Below are 16045 nucleotides of genomic sequence, written 5' to 3' on the forward strand. Positions count from 1 at the left end.
GTGCCGCCGGTTACGACCTCGCCCACGATTGTCAGTGGCTTCGCGGCGTCCGGGACCTCCGCCTCGGATTCGAAGGCCCCAGACCGCCGCTCCTTCTCCCACTGCCGATCGTGGTCGAGGTCGTTACGGCTTCAGATGCCCCGGTCCGAACGCCTGCGGCAGCATCTCGTCGAGCGTGCGCAGCCCGTCCGGCGTCTGGAGGACCAGCTCCGGCCCGCCGAACTCGTACAGCAACTGCCTGCACCTGCCGCACGGCACCAGGATCTCGCCCGCCCCGTCCACGCAGGTGAAGTGCGTCAGCCGCCCGCCGCCGGTGACGTGGAGCTGCGAGACCAGTCCGCACTCGGCGCACAGCCCGATGCCGTACGAGGCGTTCTCGACGTTGCAGCCGGACACGATCCGACCGTCGTCGACGAGCGCGGCGGCCCCGACCGGGTAGTGCGAGTAGGGGACGTACGCACGCGTCATGGCGGACCGCGCGGCGCTGCGCAGCGCCGCCCAGTCGACCTCGGCGGGGACGGTCACTTGCCTTGGCCCTTCCGGTAGCGCATGCCGTCCGCCTTCGGCATCCGCAGCCGCTGCGCGGAGAGCGAGAGGACGAGCAGCGTGACGATGTACGGGGTGGCGCTCACGAACTCGGTGGGCACGCTGTCCGTGGCGAGGTACCAGACCAGCACCGCGGCGGCGACGACGGCGCTGACCACGCCCTGGACGAAGCTCTTGCGGTAGAGCTTCCAGGCGGCGAGCACCGCGAGGACGACCACGAGCAGCAGGAGCAGCGCGTGGACGGACTCGCCGCCGTTGCGCAGCTGGAGCGCGTCGGCGAAACCGAACAGCCCGGCGCCCATGGCGAGTCCGCCGGGCCGCCAGTTGCCGAAGATCATCGCGGCGAGGCCGATGTAGCCGCGGCCGCCGGTCTGTCCCTCGTTGTAGATGTGCGAGGTGACGAGCGAGAGGAAGGCGCCGCCGAGTCCGGCCAGGCCGCCGGAGACGATCACCGCGATGTACTTGTACGTGTAGACGTTCACGCCCAGCGATTCGGCGGCGACCGGGTTCTCGCCGCAGGAGCGCAGCCGCAGCCCGAACGAGGTCTTCCACAGCACGAAGAACGTGAGGGCGAAGAGGACCACGGCCAGGATCGTCAGCAGCGACACCTTGGTGACCAGGCCGCCGAGCACGCCTGCCAGGTCGGAGACGAAGAACCAGTGGTGCTTCTCGACGGAGTGCAGCCAGTCGGAGAGGCCCGGGATCGTCACCGAGGTGATGTCGTCGGCCGGCGGGGACTGCTTCGGGCTGCCGCCCTTGGCCGCCGCCTCTCCCGAGTTGAACCAGAGCTTGGCGAAGTAGGTGGTGAAGCCGAGCGCCAGGATGTTGATGGCGATACCGGAGATGATGTGGTCGACGCCGAAGGTGACGGTCGCGACCGCGTGCAGCAGTCCGCCGAGCATCCCGCCGACGACACCGGCCAGGACGCCGAGCCAGGGGCTGGTCTGCCAGCCGGCCCAGGCGCCGAAGAAGGTGCCCAGGATCATCATGCCTTCGAGGCCGATGTTGACCACGCCGGCCCGCTCGGCCCACAGTCCGCCGAGTCCGGCAAGGCCGATCGGCACGGCCATCGCGAGCGCCGCGCTGATCTGCCCGGCGGAGGTGACGTCCTGGGCGCCGGTGACGGCGCGTACGGCGGACAGCGCGAGCAGGGCGCCCGCGACGATCAGCAGGACGACGGGGAGGGAGAAGCGGGTGCGGCCGCCCTTGCCGCCGGAGACCTTGGGGGCCGCGGCGGGCGGGGTGGAAGTCGCCGTGGCGCTCACGCCGACACCTCCTGCTGATCGTTGGTACGGGCGGCCTGGTCGTCGGCGCGGGTGGCGGCCTGTGCGGCGAGTTCCGCGCCGACCTTGCTCTGCTGGCGCTTGAGTCCATAGCGGCGGACGACTTCGTAGGCGATGACGACGCACAGGACGATCACGCCCTGGATCACGCCGACGATCTCCTTGTCGTAGCCCTCGAATTCGAGCTTGCCGGTGCCACGCTCCAGGAAGCCCCAGAGCAGGGCGCCGAGCGCGATGCCGACCGGGTGGTTGCGGCCGAGGAGCGCGATGGCGATGCCGGTGAAGCCGATGCCCACCGGGAAGTCGCCGCTGTACTCGTAACTGTCGTTGAGGAGGGTCGGCATGCCGACCAGACCGGCGACCGCGCCGGAGATCACCATCGAGGTGACGACCATCTTCTTGACGTCCACGCCACTGGCCTCGGCGGCCGAGCCGGACTGGCCGACGGTGCGCAGGTCGAATCCGAACCGGGTGCGCGAGAGCGTGAACCAGTACAGGACGCCGGCGACGGCCGCGACCACGATGAAGCCCCAGACGGGGGTCGGGGTGGTCGGGAACTCGAAGAAGTGCGCGGACTCGGGGAGCGGCTTGGTGGAGATCTTCGTACCGGCCTCGTCGAGGTGGCCGAGGCGGCCCTGCTGGAGCAGGTAGCCGATGACCGCCGTCGCGATGGCGTTCAGCATGATCGTGGCGACGACCTCGCTGACGCCCCGGGTGACCTTGAGGACACCGGCGATCCCGGCCCACATCGCGCCGACGATCATCGCGGTGAGAATGATCAGCGGGATCTGGAGGGCGCCGGGCAGGGTCAGCGCGCCGCCGACCGCGGCGGCGAAGAAGGCGGCGAGGCGGTACTGGCCGTCGACACCGATGTTGAAGAGGTTCATGCGGAAGCCGACGGCCACCGCGAGACCCGCGAGGTAGTACGTCGTCGCCTTGTTCAGGATGTAGACCTGGCTGTCCGACTTCAGGCCATAGTCGAACATGATGCCGAAGGCGCTGAACGGCTCCTTGCCGGTGGCGGCCAGCACGAGCGCGGTCACCAGGAAGGCGACCACGATCGCGAGTACGGGGGCCGCGATCCCCAGGAGCAGCCGCTCCTTGTCGATCTTCTTCATCGGTCCTCTCCCCCGTCCCGGGGGTCGGTGTCGGTGCCGTCGGCGTCGGCGGCCGGGCCGTCCGCGGCTTCGAGGTGTCCGGTGGCCGCGCCCGTCATCGCCGAGCCGAGTTCCTCCGGGGTGATGGTCGCCGGGTCGGCGTCCGCGACCAGCCGGCCCCGGTACATGACGCGCAGGGTGTCGGAGAGCCCGATCAGCTCGTCCAGGTCGGCGGAGATCAGCAGCACCGCCAGTCCGTCGCGGCGCGCCTCGCGGATCTGGTCCCAGATCTGCGCCTGCGCGCCGACGTCGACGCCCCGGGTGGGGTGCGCGGCGATCAGCAGCTTGGGGTGATGGCTCATCTCGCGGCCGACGATCAGCTTCTGCTGGTTGCCGCCGGAGAGGGAGGCCGCGGTGACGTCGATGCCGGGGGTGCGGACGTCGTACTCGCGCACGATCCGCTCGGTGTCCGCGCGGGCGCCCTTGAGGTCGAGGAACGCGCCCTTGCTGTTGGGGGCCTCGGTGACGTGCCCGAGGATGCGGTTCTCCCAGAGCGGGGCCTCCAGCAGCAGCCCGTGCCGGTGGCGGTCCTCGGGGATGACGCCCATGCCGCCCTCGCGGCGCCTGCGGGTCGGGGCGCGGCTGATGTCGGCGCCGTCGAGGGTGACGGTCCCGGCGTCCAGAGGGCGCATCCCCATGATGGCGTCGACCAGTTCGGACTGGCCGTTGCCCTCGACCCCCGCGATGCCGAGGACCTCACCCTTGTGGATGGTGAAGCCGATGCCGTCGAGCACCGAGCGCACCACGCCGTCCGGGTCGGTGGCGCTCAGTCGCAGCCCCTCGACGGTCAGCATCGGCACGTCCGTGACGGTCGACTCACGGGTCTCCGGCGACGGGAGCTCGCTGCCGACCATCAGCTCGGCGAGCTGCTTGGTCGTGGTCTTCCTCGGGTCGGCGGTGCCCACCGTCGTGCCGCGCCGGATGACGGTGATGTCGTCGGCGACCGACAGCACCTCGCCCAGCTTGTGCGAGATGAAGATGACGGTCAGGCCCTCGGCCTTCAGCTCGCGCAGGTTGTCGAACAGCGCGTCGACCTCCTGCGGCACGAGGACGGCGGTCGGCTCGTCCAGGATCAGGGTGCGGGCGCCGCGGTAGAGGACCTTGAGGATCTCCACGCGCTGCCGGTCGGCGACCCCGAGGTCCTCGACCATGACGTCCGGGCGGATGCCGAGCCCGTAGGTGTCGGAGATCTCCTTGATCTTCGCGCGGGCCCGGTCGCCGATCCCGTACAGCTTCTCGGAGCCGAGAACGACGTTCTCGAGGACGGTGAGGTAGTCGGCGAGCATGAAGTGCTGGTGCACCATGCCGATGCCGCGCGCGATGGCGTCGCCGGGGTTGTGGAACGAGACCTGCTCGCCGTCCACCGCGATGGTGCCCTCGTCCGGCTTCTGCATGCCGTACAGGATCTTCATCAGAGTGGACTTGCCGGCGCCGTTCTCGCCGACGAGGGCGTGGACGGTGCCGCGGCGCACGGTGATGTCGATGTCGTGGTTGGCCACGACCCCGGGGAACCGCTTGGTGATACCGCGGAGTTCCACGGCATGGGGACTGCTGGACGCGTTGATGGCGCACTCTCCTTGGACAGGAGCGGAGGGCGGAGGCGACGGGACGGGGACGGGTGACTCGGGACTCGGAGGAGACGGGGGGCGGACGCGGCGGGAGGAAACCCGCAGGACGGACATGACAGGGAGCGTGAAAAGGTACCGCGCCCCGTGCACGCTACGCGCGTAGCATCACCAAATCGTTGACCATCTGACAGCAGGTGGCGACCCGTGCGCGTATGGCTACACGAAAGAAGCGGAATCCGTACACGCGCGGGGCCCGAGCGAACAGCCGAAGCGGCTCGCCGGGCCCCCGTCCGCGATCTGGTCCGAATCGGCCGGACCGGCCGGATCAGAGGGTGGACTTGACGGTGATGGCGCCGTCGACGATCTTCTTCTTCGCCTCGTCGAGCTTGGCCTGGATGTCCTTGAGGTGGTCACCCGTGGTGGTCAGGCTGACGCCGTCCTCGGCCAGGGAGTACGCCCGCGTGCCGGCCAGCGGCTTGCCGTCCTTGACGGACTTGGCCAGGTCGTAGACACCGCCGTCGACATTCTTGACGACGGAGGTGAGGATCGTGTCCTTGTACTTCGCCAGCGACGGGTCAAGGGCCTGGTCGGAGTCGACACCGATGGACCAGGCACCCTTCTTGCCCGCGACGGCCTCGATGGAACCGGCACCCGAGCCGCCCGCGGCGGCGAAGATGACGTCGGCCCCCTTGTCGAGCATGCCCTTCGCGGCGGCGGCACCCTTGTCGGGGCTGCCGAAGCCGGACAGGTCCGATCCGGTGGACAGGTACTGGATCTGCACCTTGGCCTTCGGGTTGGTCTCCAGGACACCCTGCTGGAAGCCTGCGGCGAACTTCTTGATCAGCGGCAGGTCCACGCCGCCGATGAAGCCGACCTGGCCGTCCTTCGACTTCAGCGCCGCCGCGACACCGGCGAGGTAGGAGCCCTGCTCCTCGGCGAAGACGATGCTGTCGACGTTCTTGGCGGTGGCGACGGAGTCGACCAGACCGAAGCTGACCTTCGGATACTTGGGGGCGATCTTGTCGACCGCGTCCTTGTACGCGAAACCGACCGCGACCACCGGGTTGTAGCCGCCCTCGGCCAGCGACTGGAGGCGCTGCTCACGGTCGGCGGGGGTCTCACCGCTCTTGGCGGTGAGCTCCTTCGTCTCGGCTCCGAACTCGGACTTGGCCTTGTCGAGACCGCGCGCCGCGGAGTCGTTGAACGAGTTGTCGCCACGGCCGCCGACGTCGTAGGCCATGCCGATCTTCATCTTGCCCTTGTCGGAGCCGGAGCTCTCGGTGGACGACTCACCGCACGCGGAGGCGGTGAGCGCGAGGGTCGCGGTGACGGCACACGCAGCGGTGATCTTGGATACCCGGCGCAAGGGAAGGCTCCTTCAAACCTGACCGAAGCGCCTCTTCCGGCGCTGGTTTCGCGGCGATCGTAACGCGCGTAGATGTCACTTAAGCACCCGTTCACCAGTCGTTATCGGATCGTCGCGAACCACGACGGGGTCAACCCCCAGGCGCCTTGGAGTAACCATTCGACCACTCATCGCAACCGTCACTCAAAGTCGCAGGGCGGAGGAGTCGCGTGAATCCGGAGCGGAATCCTCCATTCAGCGACCTCGCCTGCGCATTTTTTCTATCCCATTGCCAAGCCGGATTGTGCGCCGACAAGAATTTACCGACCATTTCACCCACGCCGGTGCGGACCTTTCAAAGAGTTGCGCACTGCAATGGGAAAAATATCTCACCATCCGAAAACCGGGCACTGCGCCGACCGCCCGGCCAGGCTTTTCTGGAAAGAAAACGGAGGGGGAACCGTGAAAAAGGGGATCTCCGCCATCGCGGGAATCCCTCTCACTCTCGCTGCGGGAACACTCACGCCGGCGCCAGCGCATCGGCCAAGGCACGAGTCGGCGACTGCAACCCCTGGGCGTCCAACAGTGCACCATGGTCCGGTTCTGCCTACTGCAGCGGCATGGCGAATTTCGACAAGTTCCGCGTGAAGGTCACCTGCATCGACCCTCGCGGGAAGCAGTGGGTCGTGTACCGCCGGGGCCGGGGCAACGGAGACACGTCCAGCGCGAAGTGCTCGGACAGCCCGGATGTCGGTGTGTACAAGGTGGGCGTGAACGTCTACCGCATCTGACGGTGCCGAGGGCGCTGTCCGGCCTGTGCCGGCAAGGGCAGTGTCCCGCACAATCCCGCTCGGCCTGAGGGCGCCCTGGCTTCGGCCCGGTGGCAGACCCTGCCGGGAACGGCTGAGGCCACCGCGCGATCACCGGGGACTCCCGGGGCCGTGTGGTGGCCTCGGCCATGACATATGCCCTGCACTGGTCCGACTGGCGCCGACAGCAGGCACCAGGCCGACGCGGCCACGCCCAAGAACGATCCGCCGATGAACTCACCGGGCAGACCGCAAAGCCGCACCGGAGTGTCAAGCGGCCTTCTCGAGCAACGCGGAGGCAGTGAAGAGTTCCACGGCGACCGTGATGGCCCGTTCGTCGGCGTCGAAATCGCCGCGATGCAGGTCGAGCCGGGCACTGTCGCCGGGGGTGCGGACGCCGAGGCGGGCCATGGAGCCGGGAACGTGCTCCAGGTACCAGGAGAAGTCCTCGCCGCCCAGGCTCTGCTCGGTGCTCTCGATCGCGTCGGCGCCGCGGCGCGCGGTCATCGCGGCGGCGAGCAGATCGGTGACGGAGGCGTCGTTCACGACGGGCGGGACGCCGCGGACATAGTTGATCAAGGTCTTGGCGCCGTACATCCCGGCGACCTCGTCGACCGCCGCGTGCACCAGGTCGGGCGCATCGCGCCAGGCGGCCAGCTCCAGGCAGCGCACGGTGCCGGAGAGCTCGGCGTGCTGCGGGATCACGTTGCACGCGTGCCCGACGCGCAGCCGTCCCCAGGTGACGGCGAGTCCGGCGCGGGCGTCGACGCGGCGGGACAGCAGCGCGGGCACCTCGGTGGCGACCTTGGCGGCGGCGGTGACCAGGTCGGTGGTCAGGTGCGGCCGGGCGGTGTGCCCGCCGGGGCCGTCGAGGCCGATCTCCAGCCGGTCGCAGGCGGAGGTGATCGCGCCGACCTTCAGCCCGATCCGGCCCACGTCCACCCGCGGGTCGCAGTGCACGGCGATGATCCGGCCGACGCCCTCCAGCGCCCCGGACGTGATGGCGTCGGGCGCCCCGCCGGGCAGCACCTCCTCGGCCGGCTGGAAGATCAGGCGCACGGGGTTCGGGAGCAGCCCCTCGCGGTCGAGCTCGGCGAGCACGAGCCCGGCGCCGAGGACCGAGACGGTGTGGACGTCGTGTCCGCAGGCGTGCGCCCGGTCGGGGACGGTGGAGCGGTACGGGACCCCCGACTTGGTGTCCGGGATCGGCAGGGCGTCGATGTCCGCGCGCAGGGCGAGCATCGGCCGGGTGGAGTCGTCCCGCGTGCCCACGTCGCAGACGAGTCCGGTCCCGGTGGAGAGGACCCGGGGCCGCAGCCCGGCCTTCTCCAGCCGGGCCTTGATGGCCGCGGTGGTGCGGAACTCCTGGTTGCCCAGCTCGGGGTGCATGTGCAGGTCGCGCCGGAAGGCGATCAACTCGGCGCGCAGGGTGTCGGACAGGGTGCCGGGGAGGGGGTCGCCAGAGGTCGTGGGAACAGCATCGGACGCGCGGGACATCAAGTGGTTCACCTGGTGAAGGGTACGTCTCTTCCCCCTTCAACTGACCATGAAACAAGAAAAGTTCAGCCACACAGACGAATAAATGACCGGGTTGCCGCGTGTGAGCTGAAGACGAGGTGGGTAAACTCGCGCATTTCGATCGCCGGGCGCACGCGGGGCGCAAGACGGGCCCGTTCGAGTGAACGGGCCCGCACCCCCTCACCTCGTCCGCCTCCCACCCCTCCTCTGCCTCACCTCCCTCACCTCCGCGCGCCGGACAGCGCACGCCGCACCGGCAGCAGTGCGAGCCCGAGGCACAGCCCGCCGACCGGCAGCAGGTCCAGGCTCACCGCCATCAGCACCGTCGCGACCAGCACCAGCGGCGGGGTCCACCCCGGCACCAGGTCCCGACGGAAGACGGCGAGCAGGGTGACGAGGGCCAGCAGGCCGAGCCAGAACAGCACCGGCACCACGGTGTAGACGAGCGGCACCACCCCGGGCACGTCCTGCACCCTCTCGAACAGTTCGCTCATGGCGTCCTCGTCCGCCGCGAGGAACCCGACGACCAGGTCGATCCCCGCCTGCACCGCGACCGCCGCCGCACCGGCCAGCCCGATCAGGGCCGCCGCCCCGACCGCCACCCCCCTGCCACCCCGTACGCTCGCCGCCCTCCACAGCCCCAAGAAGACCGGCACGAACGCCAACACCCCGGCCAGGAACAGCAGATGGGCCGCCGACCACCACACCCCGGGCCCGTAGTCGCCGAGCCCCCGCCCGACGAGTCGCACCACCCCGTACGCCGCCATCAGGACGGGTCCGGCGATCAGGGCCGCACCGAGGAAAGGAATATGACGGGCTGTCACTTCACTTCGTTCCATGGGCCGATACTCGCTCCGGGCCGCCCCTTCCACCATCAGGGATGGCCCCCGACGAACCCTGAGCGCGGGCCGCTCCGAGCTCGGGGTGGCACCTTCCCGCCACACCTCCGGCACGGGGCGCGCGGACACCGGTTCCTCCGCCCGCCCCGGACCGGAAGCGGGAGCCGAAGGAGAGGGCCGACAGGCGGGCTCGGCGGAAGGAAGACCGACGGAAGGGGCGACGGAAGCGGGCCATCACGCCTCGCATCAAACCGAATCGGCGAGAGTGACGTGATTTCGGACTAAAAATTACATTTCAGGCGCTCTGTTCATCGCGATGCCTTCCGCAGGCAACCAACCACATCTTCTCCCCATCATCCTTCACGATCGGTCACATTCACCAGGAGTGGGAACGGTCGCCGACGGGTACGGCGCCGGGACTCCCGCGTCGGCCGGTCGCCCATGTCCGCGTGCGGGGCACCAGGCCCGGCGTCCAGGTCTCGGAGCGTGTCTGTGTCGAAGGTGTCCCGTAGAGAGGCGTTGGCTGCGTTCGGAATCGGTGCTGCCGCTCTTGCCGGATGCCGGGTGCAGGACGGAACCACCCCGGCCACACACGTCAGCAACAGCCCCCCGGTGCCGCGCAGTCGTGCGGTCCCGAAGGAATGGGACAGGCTGCGGGGCGGCACGAAGAAGGTCTCCGACACCGTCGGCCAGATCCAGGGCTACGCGTCGAAGACCTCCGTCGGCCGCGGGGAGTCGATCGACTTCCACCTGTCGTCGCACCGCAGCCAGACGTGCACGGTGGCCGTCCACCGCGTGGGGCACTACGGCGGAACGGGAACCCGGCATCTGCTGACCAGCGAGCCGGTGCCCGTGCACCCGCGAACCAGGCCGGCTGCCGAGGGCGACGCCCGGCTCATCGCCTGCGACTGGCCGGTCTCGTGGACGCTGCGCGTACCGGGGTCGTGGGGGTCGGGGATCTACGTGGCGGTCTTCACGACCGAGGACGGGTACGGCAGTTGCACGCCCTTCGTCGTACGCGACACCGAGCGCCGCTCCGACATCCTGATGGTCGTCCCCTTCACCACGTACCAGGCGTACAACCTCTGGCCCTACGACGGACGCACCGGAAAGAACCTGTACCGCGGCTACAGCACCGAAGGCGTGTGGGGCGCACCCGAGGACCGCGCGTTCAAGGTCTCCTTCGACCGGCCCTACCCGCTGTCCGGTACGCCGCACTGGTTCGAGCTGGACACCAGCGCGGCGCGGTGGGCGGAGAGCGCCGGTTACGACATCACGTATGCCAGCAGCGTGGACCTGCACGAGGGCCGGGTCGACCCCTCGAAGCACCGCGTGATGATGTTCTCCGGACACGACGAGTACTGGTCCAGGGAGATGCGCGACTGCGCCGAGCACGCCGTCTCCGCCGGAACCCATCTCGCGTTCCTCACCGCCAACAACGTCTACTTCCAGATCCGCGTCGAGGAAGCCGACGGCGGTGGTCCGAACCGTGTGGTGACCTGCTACAAGGAGAACACCGACCCCGAACCGGGGCCGAGCGGGCCCACGGTGCGGTGGCGCGAGCTCGGTACGAAGCACCGGCACGCGGAGCAGGGGCTGCTCGGCGTCCAGTACAACGGCATACTCAAGACGCCCGCGCCCCTGGTCGTCCGGGAGAGCGGCCACTGGTTCTGGTCGGGCACCGGTCTGCGGGACGGCGACAGGATTCCGGACCTGATCGCCGTCGAGGCCGATGGCTTCGATCCGGCCATGCCCCGGCCCGCGGGCACCACGCAGACGCTGCTCTCCGCGTCCCCCTACGACGACCGGCTGGGCCGGGGCCATACCGTGCAGAACACCAGCCTGTGCATCGACGGGCGGGGCACGCAGGTCTTCGTCGCCGGAACGTTCTACTGGCCGCTGGCGCTCTACGAGCCCGGCTTCGTGAACCCGCACGTGCAGCGGGCCACCCGCAACCTGCTGTCCCGCATGCTGGAGCGCCGGAACGCCTGAGGGCAAGGCCGCGCGCCGCGTCCCCGACGAACCCCCCGGGGCACCCCGTGATGGCGCCCCGGGGGCACGGTCCGATCACGCGCGGGCCCCGTTCCGCGCCCTTTTCCGTCGGGCCCGCGTCAGGCCGCTCTCACGCCTCCCCGACCGCCGTCGCCCGCCAGGGCGCCAGGCGTTGGACGTCGCGAGCGGTCTCCGTGACCCCGGTCAGGAAGCCGTGGGCGCGGGGGGAGGCGGTGTCGCGGAGCCATTCCGGGGCTATGTCGCAGACCGCGACCCTGGCCTCCGTGCCCGCCAGGGCGAGCGGCAGGGTGTGGACGACCGTGGAGGGGAAGCTCAGGACGGTGCGGCCGATGGGGCCGCGGCGGGCGATGAGTTCGAGGGGGAGGTCGGGGCGGACGATCTCCAGGCCGGTGGCCGCCTCCAGGGCATGGAGCTTCTCGGCGGACTCGCGGCGGTGGGCGAAGTAGCGGGCGGCCTGGTGGGTGCGGGCCAGGGAGGCGACGGCCTCCAGGTAGCGGTCCTGGTCGACCACGCCGGTCTCGACGAGGGAGGTGCCGACCAGGTCGGCGCCCTTGGTGAGCCGCGGCGGGCCGAAGCGGGCACGGGTCCAGGCGAAGGTGTTGGGGGTGACGGTGACGCCGGGCGGGGCCTCGACCGGCATCGCCGTGAAGACCTCGACGGTACGCGTCGCAGAGGGGGTGAAGCGGCTGCGGGCGCGTGCCGTGACCGGGGCCAGGACCAGTTCGCGCGGGCCCGAGCTGCCCTTGCGGTGCCAGCGCACCAGGCGTTCGCCGCGGGCGAGCTGGGCGACGAACTCCATGGTGGCCGTGCCGTCGTCGACCACCGTGATGCGGCGGGCGCGGACCATGGTCAGCAGGAGCTGGACGTAACGGGAGAACGGGTCCCCTATGACGATCCGGTCCGCGCCGCGCAGCAGTCCGGTCAGGGCGCGCAGGGTCTTCAGGGGCGCGCCCGCACCGCCGCGCGCCTCCTGCCATCGGACGTTGACGCCCTCGTCGCGGGCCAGCTCCGCCATCCGGCGCAGCTGGCCGCGCGACATCGGGTCGACCGGGGGGAGGACGACGACCGTGACGTCCGCCAGGACGTGGTCGTCGCCTCCCTCTGCGTAGGCCCACTCCAGGACGTTCAGGAGCTGGACCGGGCTCTCGACGAAGGCGAGGTTCACCGGTCGGCCCGTCAGACCGCGACCGGCTCGGTGGCCGGGGCCGCCTCGTTCTCGGCGACGACGCCCGCGACCCGGCGGAGCTTCTTCATCGGGCCGAGCTCGGACTCGTACACCTTCTTGACACCGTCGCCGAGCGACGCCTCGATGGTGCGGATGTCGCGCACCAGGCGGCTGAGGCCCTGCGGCTCGACGGAGGCGGCCTGGTCGGAGCCCCACATGGCGCGGTCGAGGGTGATGTGGCGCTCGACGAACACGGCGCCGAGGGCGACGGCGGCGAGGGTCGTCTGGAGGCCGGTCTCGTGGCCGCTGTAGCCGATCGGCACGTTGGGGTACTCCTGCTGGAGGGTGTTGATGACCCGCAGGTTCAGTTCCTCGGCCTTGGCCGGGTACGTCGAAGTGGCGTGGCAGAGAAGGATGTTGTCCGAGCCGAGGACCTCGACCGCGTGCCGGATCTGCTTCGGGGTCGACATGCCGGTGGAGAGGATGACGGTGCGGCCGGTGGCCCGCAGGGCGCGCAGCAGCTCGTCGTCGGTGAGGGAGGCCGAGGCGACTTTGTGGGCGGGCACGTCGAACTTCTCCAGGAAGGCGACGGCCTCAGTGTCCCACGGGGAAGCGAACCAGTCGATGCCGCGCCGGGCGCAGTGCTCGGAGATGGCCCGGTACTCGTCCTCGCCGAACTCGACGCGGTGGCGGTAGTCGATGTACGTCATGCGGCCCCAGGGGGTGTCGCGCTCGATGTCCCACTGGTCGCGCGGGGTGCAGATCTCCGGGGTGCGCTTCTGGAACTTGACGGCGTCGCAGCCGGCTTCGGCGGCCACGTCGATCAGGGCGAGCGCGTTGTCGAGGTCACCGTTGTGGTTGATGCCGATCTCACCGGTGACGTAGACGGGGCGGCCGGGGCCCGCGGTGCGGGTGCCGAGGGTGCGCAGGCGGGAGGTGTTCATGAGGTGTGTTTCCTTAACTCGGGGTGTGGGTCTTGGGGGGACCCGGGATCACTGGGGTGGTGTTCGTGAGGGTGGGGCCCAGCAGCCAGGCGGCGATCTCGCGGATCGCGCCGGAGCCGCCCGGCGTGGTGGTGACGGCACGCGCCGCGGCGCGCACCGAGTCGTGGGCGCTCGCTACGGCGACGGGCCAGCCGGCGAGTGCGAAGCACGGCAGGTCGTTGACGTCGTTGCCCACGTAGAGGACGCGCTCGGGAGCGATGGACTGTTCGTCGCACCACTGCTTGAGGGCCAGGTCCTTGCGGCCGATGCCGTGCAGGACCGGGATGCGGAGCTTGTGGGCGCGGGCCGCGACGACCGGGTTCTGTTCCGTGGAGAGGATCAACAGCGGCAGCCCGGCCTTGCGCAGGGCGGCGATGCCCAGGCCGTCGCCGCGGTGGACGGCGACGATCTCGCGTCCGTCGGCGTCGATGAGGACCCGGTCGTCGGTCTGGGTGCCGTCGAAGTCGAGGACGACCGCGTCGACGTCGGCGAGGGTGGGCAGCGGGGAGGGGTCCAGCAGCGGCGCGAGCGCGCGGGCGCGGGCCAGGTCGTGCGGGTCGTCGATCTCCAGGACCCGCGCGGGGTCGGTGCGCACCAGGGCGGTGTGGCCGAAGAAGCGGTGGCGGTGGGCGCGGAACCCGGCGACGTCCATGGCGTACGCGGCGCCGGTCTCCAGCAGGTCCTCGGGGCGGTCCTGACGCATCTGGCGGACGGACTTGTCGTGGTTGACGCCGTAGTTGCCCTCCTCCAGGGCGCTGCCGTCGCGCCAGAGGAAGCCGTGGAAGGGGGCGACCGTGACCGCCGTGTCGGCCCCCTCGCGGGCGACCGCGGCGGCGACGCCGTCGATGTCCTCCCGCGTGACGAAGGGGCTGGTGCACTGGACCAGCAGCACCACGTCGGCGGCACGGTCACGCATCGCCTCGTACGCGTCCAGGGCGTGCAGCACCGCGTCCTCGCTGCTCGCCCTGTCCCCCGCGATGGCCGTGGGACGCCGCACGATGTGCAGCCGCTCCGGGGTGCCGGAGGTGTCACCGGCCGCGCGGGCGGCGTCCGCGATGGCCGCGTCGTCGGTCGTCACGACGACGTCCGTGACCTCGTGGGAGGCCAGGCAGGCGCGTACCGCGCGGGCGACCAGCGGTACGCCGCCGACCTGGGCGAGGTTCTTGGCCGGGACGCCCTTGGATCCGCCGCGGGCGGGGATCACGGCGAGCACGGTGGGCGGCGTCATCGCTGCTCCTGGGGTCGGGGTCGGTGGGTGGTGGGGCCGGTGGACGGGTGAGTACGGGGCGGCGGGTCCGGGGGTGGTCGGCGAGGCTGCTCCGGAAGCGCCGGTGTCGGCGACTCCGGCGGTGTCGGACGGGCCGGTGGTGGGTCCGGGGGCCCGGGCGCGACGGTCACAGCTCGCCCATCCGCCGGATGACGGGGGCGACCCGCTGGACGCCCTGCCGGTACGCGCCCCGTGCCGCCTCCCGTACCGCCTCGCGGACCGCGCCGCGCAGCCCGCCGGTCTCGCGCGACCGCTGCGTGCCCGGCAGCGGGCGGCCGTCGGGGCCCAGGTGGTGGCGGGCGAGGATGCCGGGGAGGTAGCCGGGGGCGGTGGCGGGCGTGTAGTACGGGGCGATCCCGGGCAGCCGGCCGGCGGCGAGCAGGTCCTCCACGCGGGCGCGGGCGGCGTCGTAGGCGGTGGCGTACGTACCGTCGGCGGCGACCCCCTGGCGGGCCAGCCATCCGGCGTCGGGCTCCGGGCGGTGGCCGCCGTCCAGGTGGTCCCAGGAGGTGAGCAGGCCCGAGCCGATGAAGTGGTGGTTGCCGAGGGCCTCGCGGACGCCGAGGTCGGTGAGGACCGCGGTCGGGATGCACCGGTGCAGGGACTCCAGGGCGGCCGTCGAGGAGACCGTGACCAGCAGGTCGGCGCCGTCCAGGACCTCGCCCATGTGCCCGTACATCAGACGGAAGTTGGGCGGCGGTCCGCCGGGGATCCTCTCGGCGAGCCGCTGGTACGGGATTTCCTCGATGTGCGTGGTGTGCTCGCCCGGCTTGGACCGCAGTTTCAGCAGCACCTCGCGGTCCGGGTGCAGCCGGGCGTGCTCGACGAGCCGGCGCAGCAGGTACGTGCGTTCGGCTCGGGAGGCCGGAACGGACGGCTGGGCGGCGAAGACGACGGTGTCGCGGCCCTCCTTCGGGCGGTACGGCTCGCCGCCGAGGAACGGCAGGGCGGCCTCCGTGACGGCCGAGGCGTCGGCGCCGACCCCCTCGTACACCGCGCGGAAACGCTCCGCGTCGTGGCGGGAGTTGGCGAGCACGACGTCCGCGCCGTGCCGCAGCAGCAGCCCGTCGGCGAGCTTCTCGTAGACGACGCCGACATAGCCGGTGACGACCACCGGCCGGGCCGCCGGGCCCAGCGCGGCCAGTCCGTGCAGCATCGCCTGGACGGCTCCCCCGACGAGGGCGAGGACGATGACGTCGTACCCCTCGTCCCGTACCGCGTGCAGGAACTCGACGGCCGTGACCTCGCGCACCCGGTCGGACGCTATGCCGACGTCTCCGACCTCGGCGAGCTGGCGCGGGGTCGGGGTGGCCCGGCCGCGCAGCAGCAGTCCGCTGATCTCGACGCGCTGCGCCGGACCGCCCCGGTCGCCGGCGGTGAGTCGGCGCGCGGTGAGCGCGCCCCATTTCCACCGGGTGTCGGAGTCGGCGAGCACGGCTACCCGGAGGGCGGTCGTCTTATCGGTACGTGGAGCCACGCCCCAGAACTTAGGAAGGCATTTCGATTCGCGGCCCAACGCGACCACAACAGCTGGTTAACAGCCCGCCGACGA

General features: G+C 70.8%; 13 protein-coding genes. 2 read left to right on the top strand and 11 right to left on the bottom strand.

Annotated elements, in window-relative coordinates; genetic code table 11:
• Nucleotides 1–123: 123 nt before the first annotated feature.
• The 5 genes from ACFYY6_RS01125 to ACFYY6_RS01145 form a co-directional block, all read right to left on the bottom strand.
• Nucleotides 124–525: a cytidine deaminase gene (locus ACFYY6_RS01125; RefSeq protein WP_073781624.1), complete on the bottom strand. Its 402-nt coding sequence runs from the start codon at nt 523–525 to the stop codon at nt 124–126.
• A complete protein-coding gene (locus ACFYY6_RS01130) occupies nt 522–1811 on the bottom strand; it encodes an ABC transporter permease (protein ID WP_389191152.1) in 1290 nt (429 codons plus the stop codon). The genes ACFYY6_RS01125 and ACFYY6_RS01130 overlap by 4 nt, the downstream gene beginning before the upstream one ends.
• Nucleotides 1808–2947 carry an ABC transporter permease gene (locus ACFYY6_RS01135; RefSeq protein WP_351629886.1) on the bottom strand — a complete coding sequence of 380 codons (1140 nt, stop codon included), beginning with the start codon at nt 2945–2947 and terminating at the stop codon, nt 1808–1810. Before ACFYY6_RS01135 ends, ACFYY6_RS01130 begins: the two co-directional genes overlap by 4 nt.
• Nucleotides 2944–4524, bottom strand: coding sequence for an ABC transporter ATP-binding protein (locus ACFYY6_RS01140; protein WP_386608767.1), 1581 nt, complete (start codon nt 4522–4524; stop codon nt 2944–2946). Before ACFYY6_RS01140 ends, ACFYY6_RS01135 begins: the two co-directional genes overlap by 4 nt.
• A 355-nt stretch (nt 4525–4879) precedes the next feature.
• Nucleotides 4880–5920: a BMP family ABC transporter substrate-binding protein gene (locus tag ACFYY6_RS01145; protein WP_351522770.1), complete on the bottom strand. Its 1041-nt coding sequence runs from the start codon at nt 5918–5920 to the stop codon at nt 4880–4882.
• A gap of 599 nt (nt 5921–6519) precedes the next feature.
• Between ACFYY6_RS01145 and ACFYY6_RS01150 the strand changes: the two genes are divergently transcribed.
• Nucleotides 6520–6690 carry a hypothetical protein gene (locus ACFYY6_RS01150; protein ID WP_351629891.1) on the top strand — a complete coding sequence of 57 codons (171 nt, stop codon included), beginning with the start codon at nt 6520–6522 and terminating at the stop codon, nt 6688–6690.
• 288 nt (nt 6691–6978) lie between these two features.
• Here the strand turns inward: ACFYY6_RS01150 and ACFYY6_RS01155 are convergent, their stop codons facing one another.
• Nucleotides 6979–8205: an amidohydrolase gene (locus ACFYY6_RS01155; RefSeq protein ID WP_351630023.1), complete on the bottom strand. Its 1227-nt coding sequence runs from the start codon at nt 8203–8205 to the stop codon at nt 6979–6981.
• 242 nt (nt 8206–8447) lie between these two features.
• Entirely contained in the window at nt 8448–9065 is a 618-nt protein-coding gene (locus ACFYY6_RS01160) for a hypothetical protein (RefSeq protein ID WP_389191155.1), read from the bottom strand.
• Between the two features lie 612 nt (nt 9066–9677).
• Here ACFYY6_RS01160 and ACFYY6_RS01165 point away from each other — a divergent pair.
• On the top strand, nt 9678–11057 hold the full coding sequence (locus tag ACFYY6_RS01165; protein WP_389191158.1) for a N,N-dimethylformamidase beta subunit family domain-containing protein: 1380 nt from the start codon (nt 9678–9680) through the stop codon (nt 11055–11057).
• 130 nt (nt 11058–11187) lie between these two features.
• Here the strand turns inward: ACFYY6_RS01165 and ACFYY6_RS01170 are convergent, their stop codons facing one another.
• The 4 genes from ACFYY6_RS01170 to ACFYY6_RS01185 all read right to left on the bottom strand — a co-directional run bounded on the left by ACFYY6_RS01170 (nt 11188) and on the right by ACFYY6_RS01185 (nt 15970).
• Complete coding sequence (locus tag ACFYY6_RS01170; protein WP_351524360.1) at nt 11188–12243, bottom strand: hypothetical protein; 1056 nt, start codon at nt 12241–12243, stop codon at nt 11188–11190.
• Between the two features lie 11 nt (nt 12244–12254).
• On the bottom strand, nt 12255–13187 hold the full coding sequence (locus ACFYY6_RS01175; RefSeq protein WP_389191161.1) for an N-acetylneuraminate synthase family protein: 933 nt from the start codon (nt 13185–13187) through the stop codon (nt 12255–12257).
• Between the two features lie 13 nt (nt 13188–13200).
• The gene (locus ACFYY6_RS01180) at nt 13201–14454 is read right to left on the bottom strand and encodes a cytidylyltransferase domain-containing protein (protein WP_389191164.1); all 1254 of its coding nucleotides are present in this window, start codon (nt 14452–14454) and stop codon (nt 13201–13203) included.
• Nucleotides 14455–14620: 166 nt separating this feature from the next.
• On the bottom strand, nt 14621–15970 hold the full coding sequence (locus ACFYY6_RS01185) for a DUF6716 putative glycosyltransferase (RefSeq protein WP_389191167.1): 1350 nt from the start codon (nt 15968–15970) through the stop codon (nt 14621–14623).
• Nucleotides 15971–16045 lie beyond the last annotated feature (75 nt).

Origin of the sequence: Streptomyces sp. NPDC001750, from assembly GCF_042892615.1 — a bacterium.
Classification (GTDB): domain Bacteria; phylum Actinomycetota; class Actinomycetes; order Streptomycetales; family Streptomycetaceae; genus Streptomyces.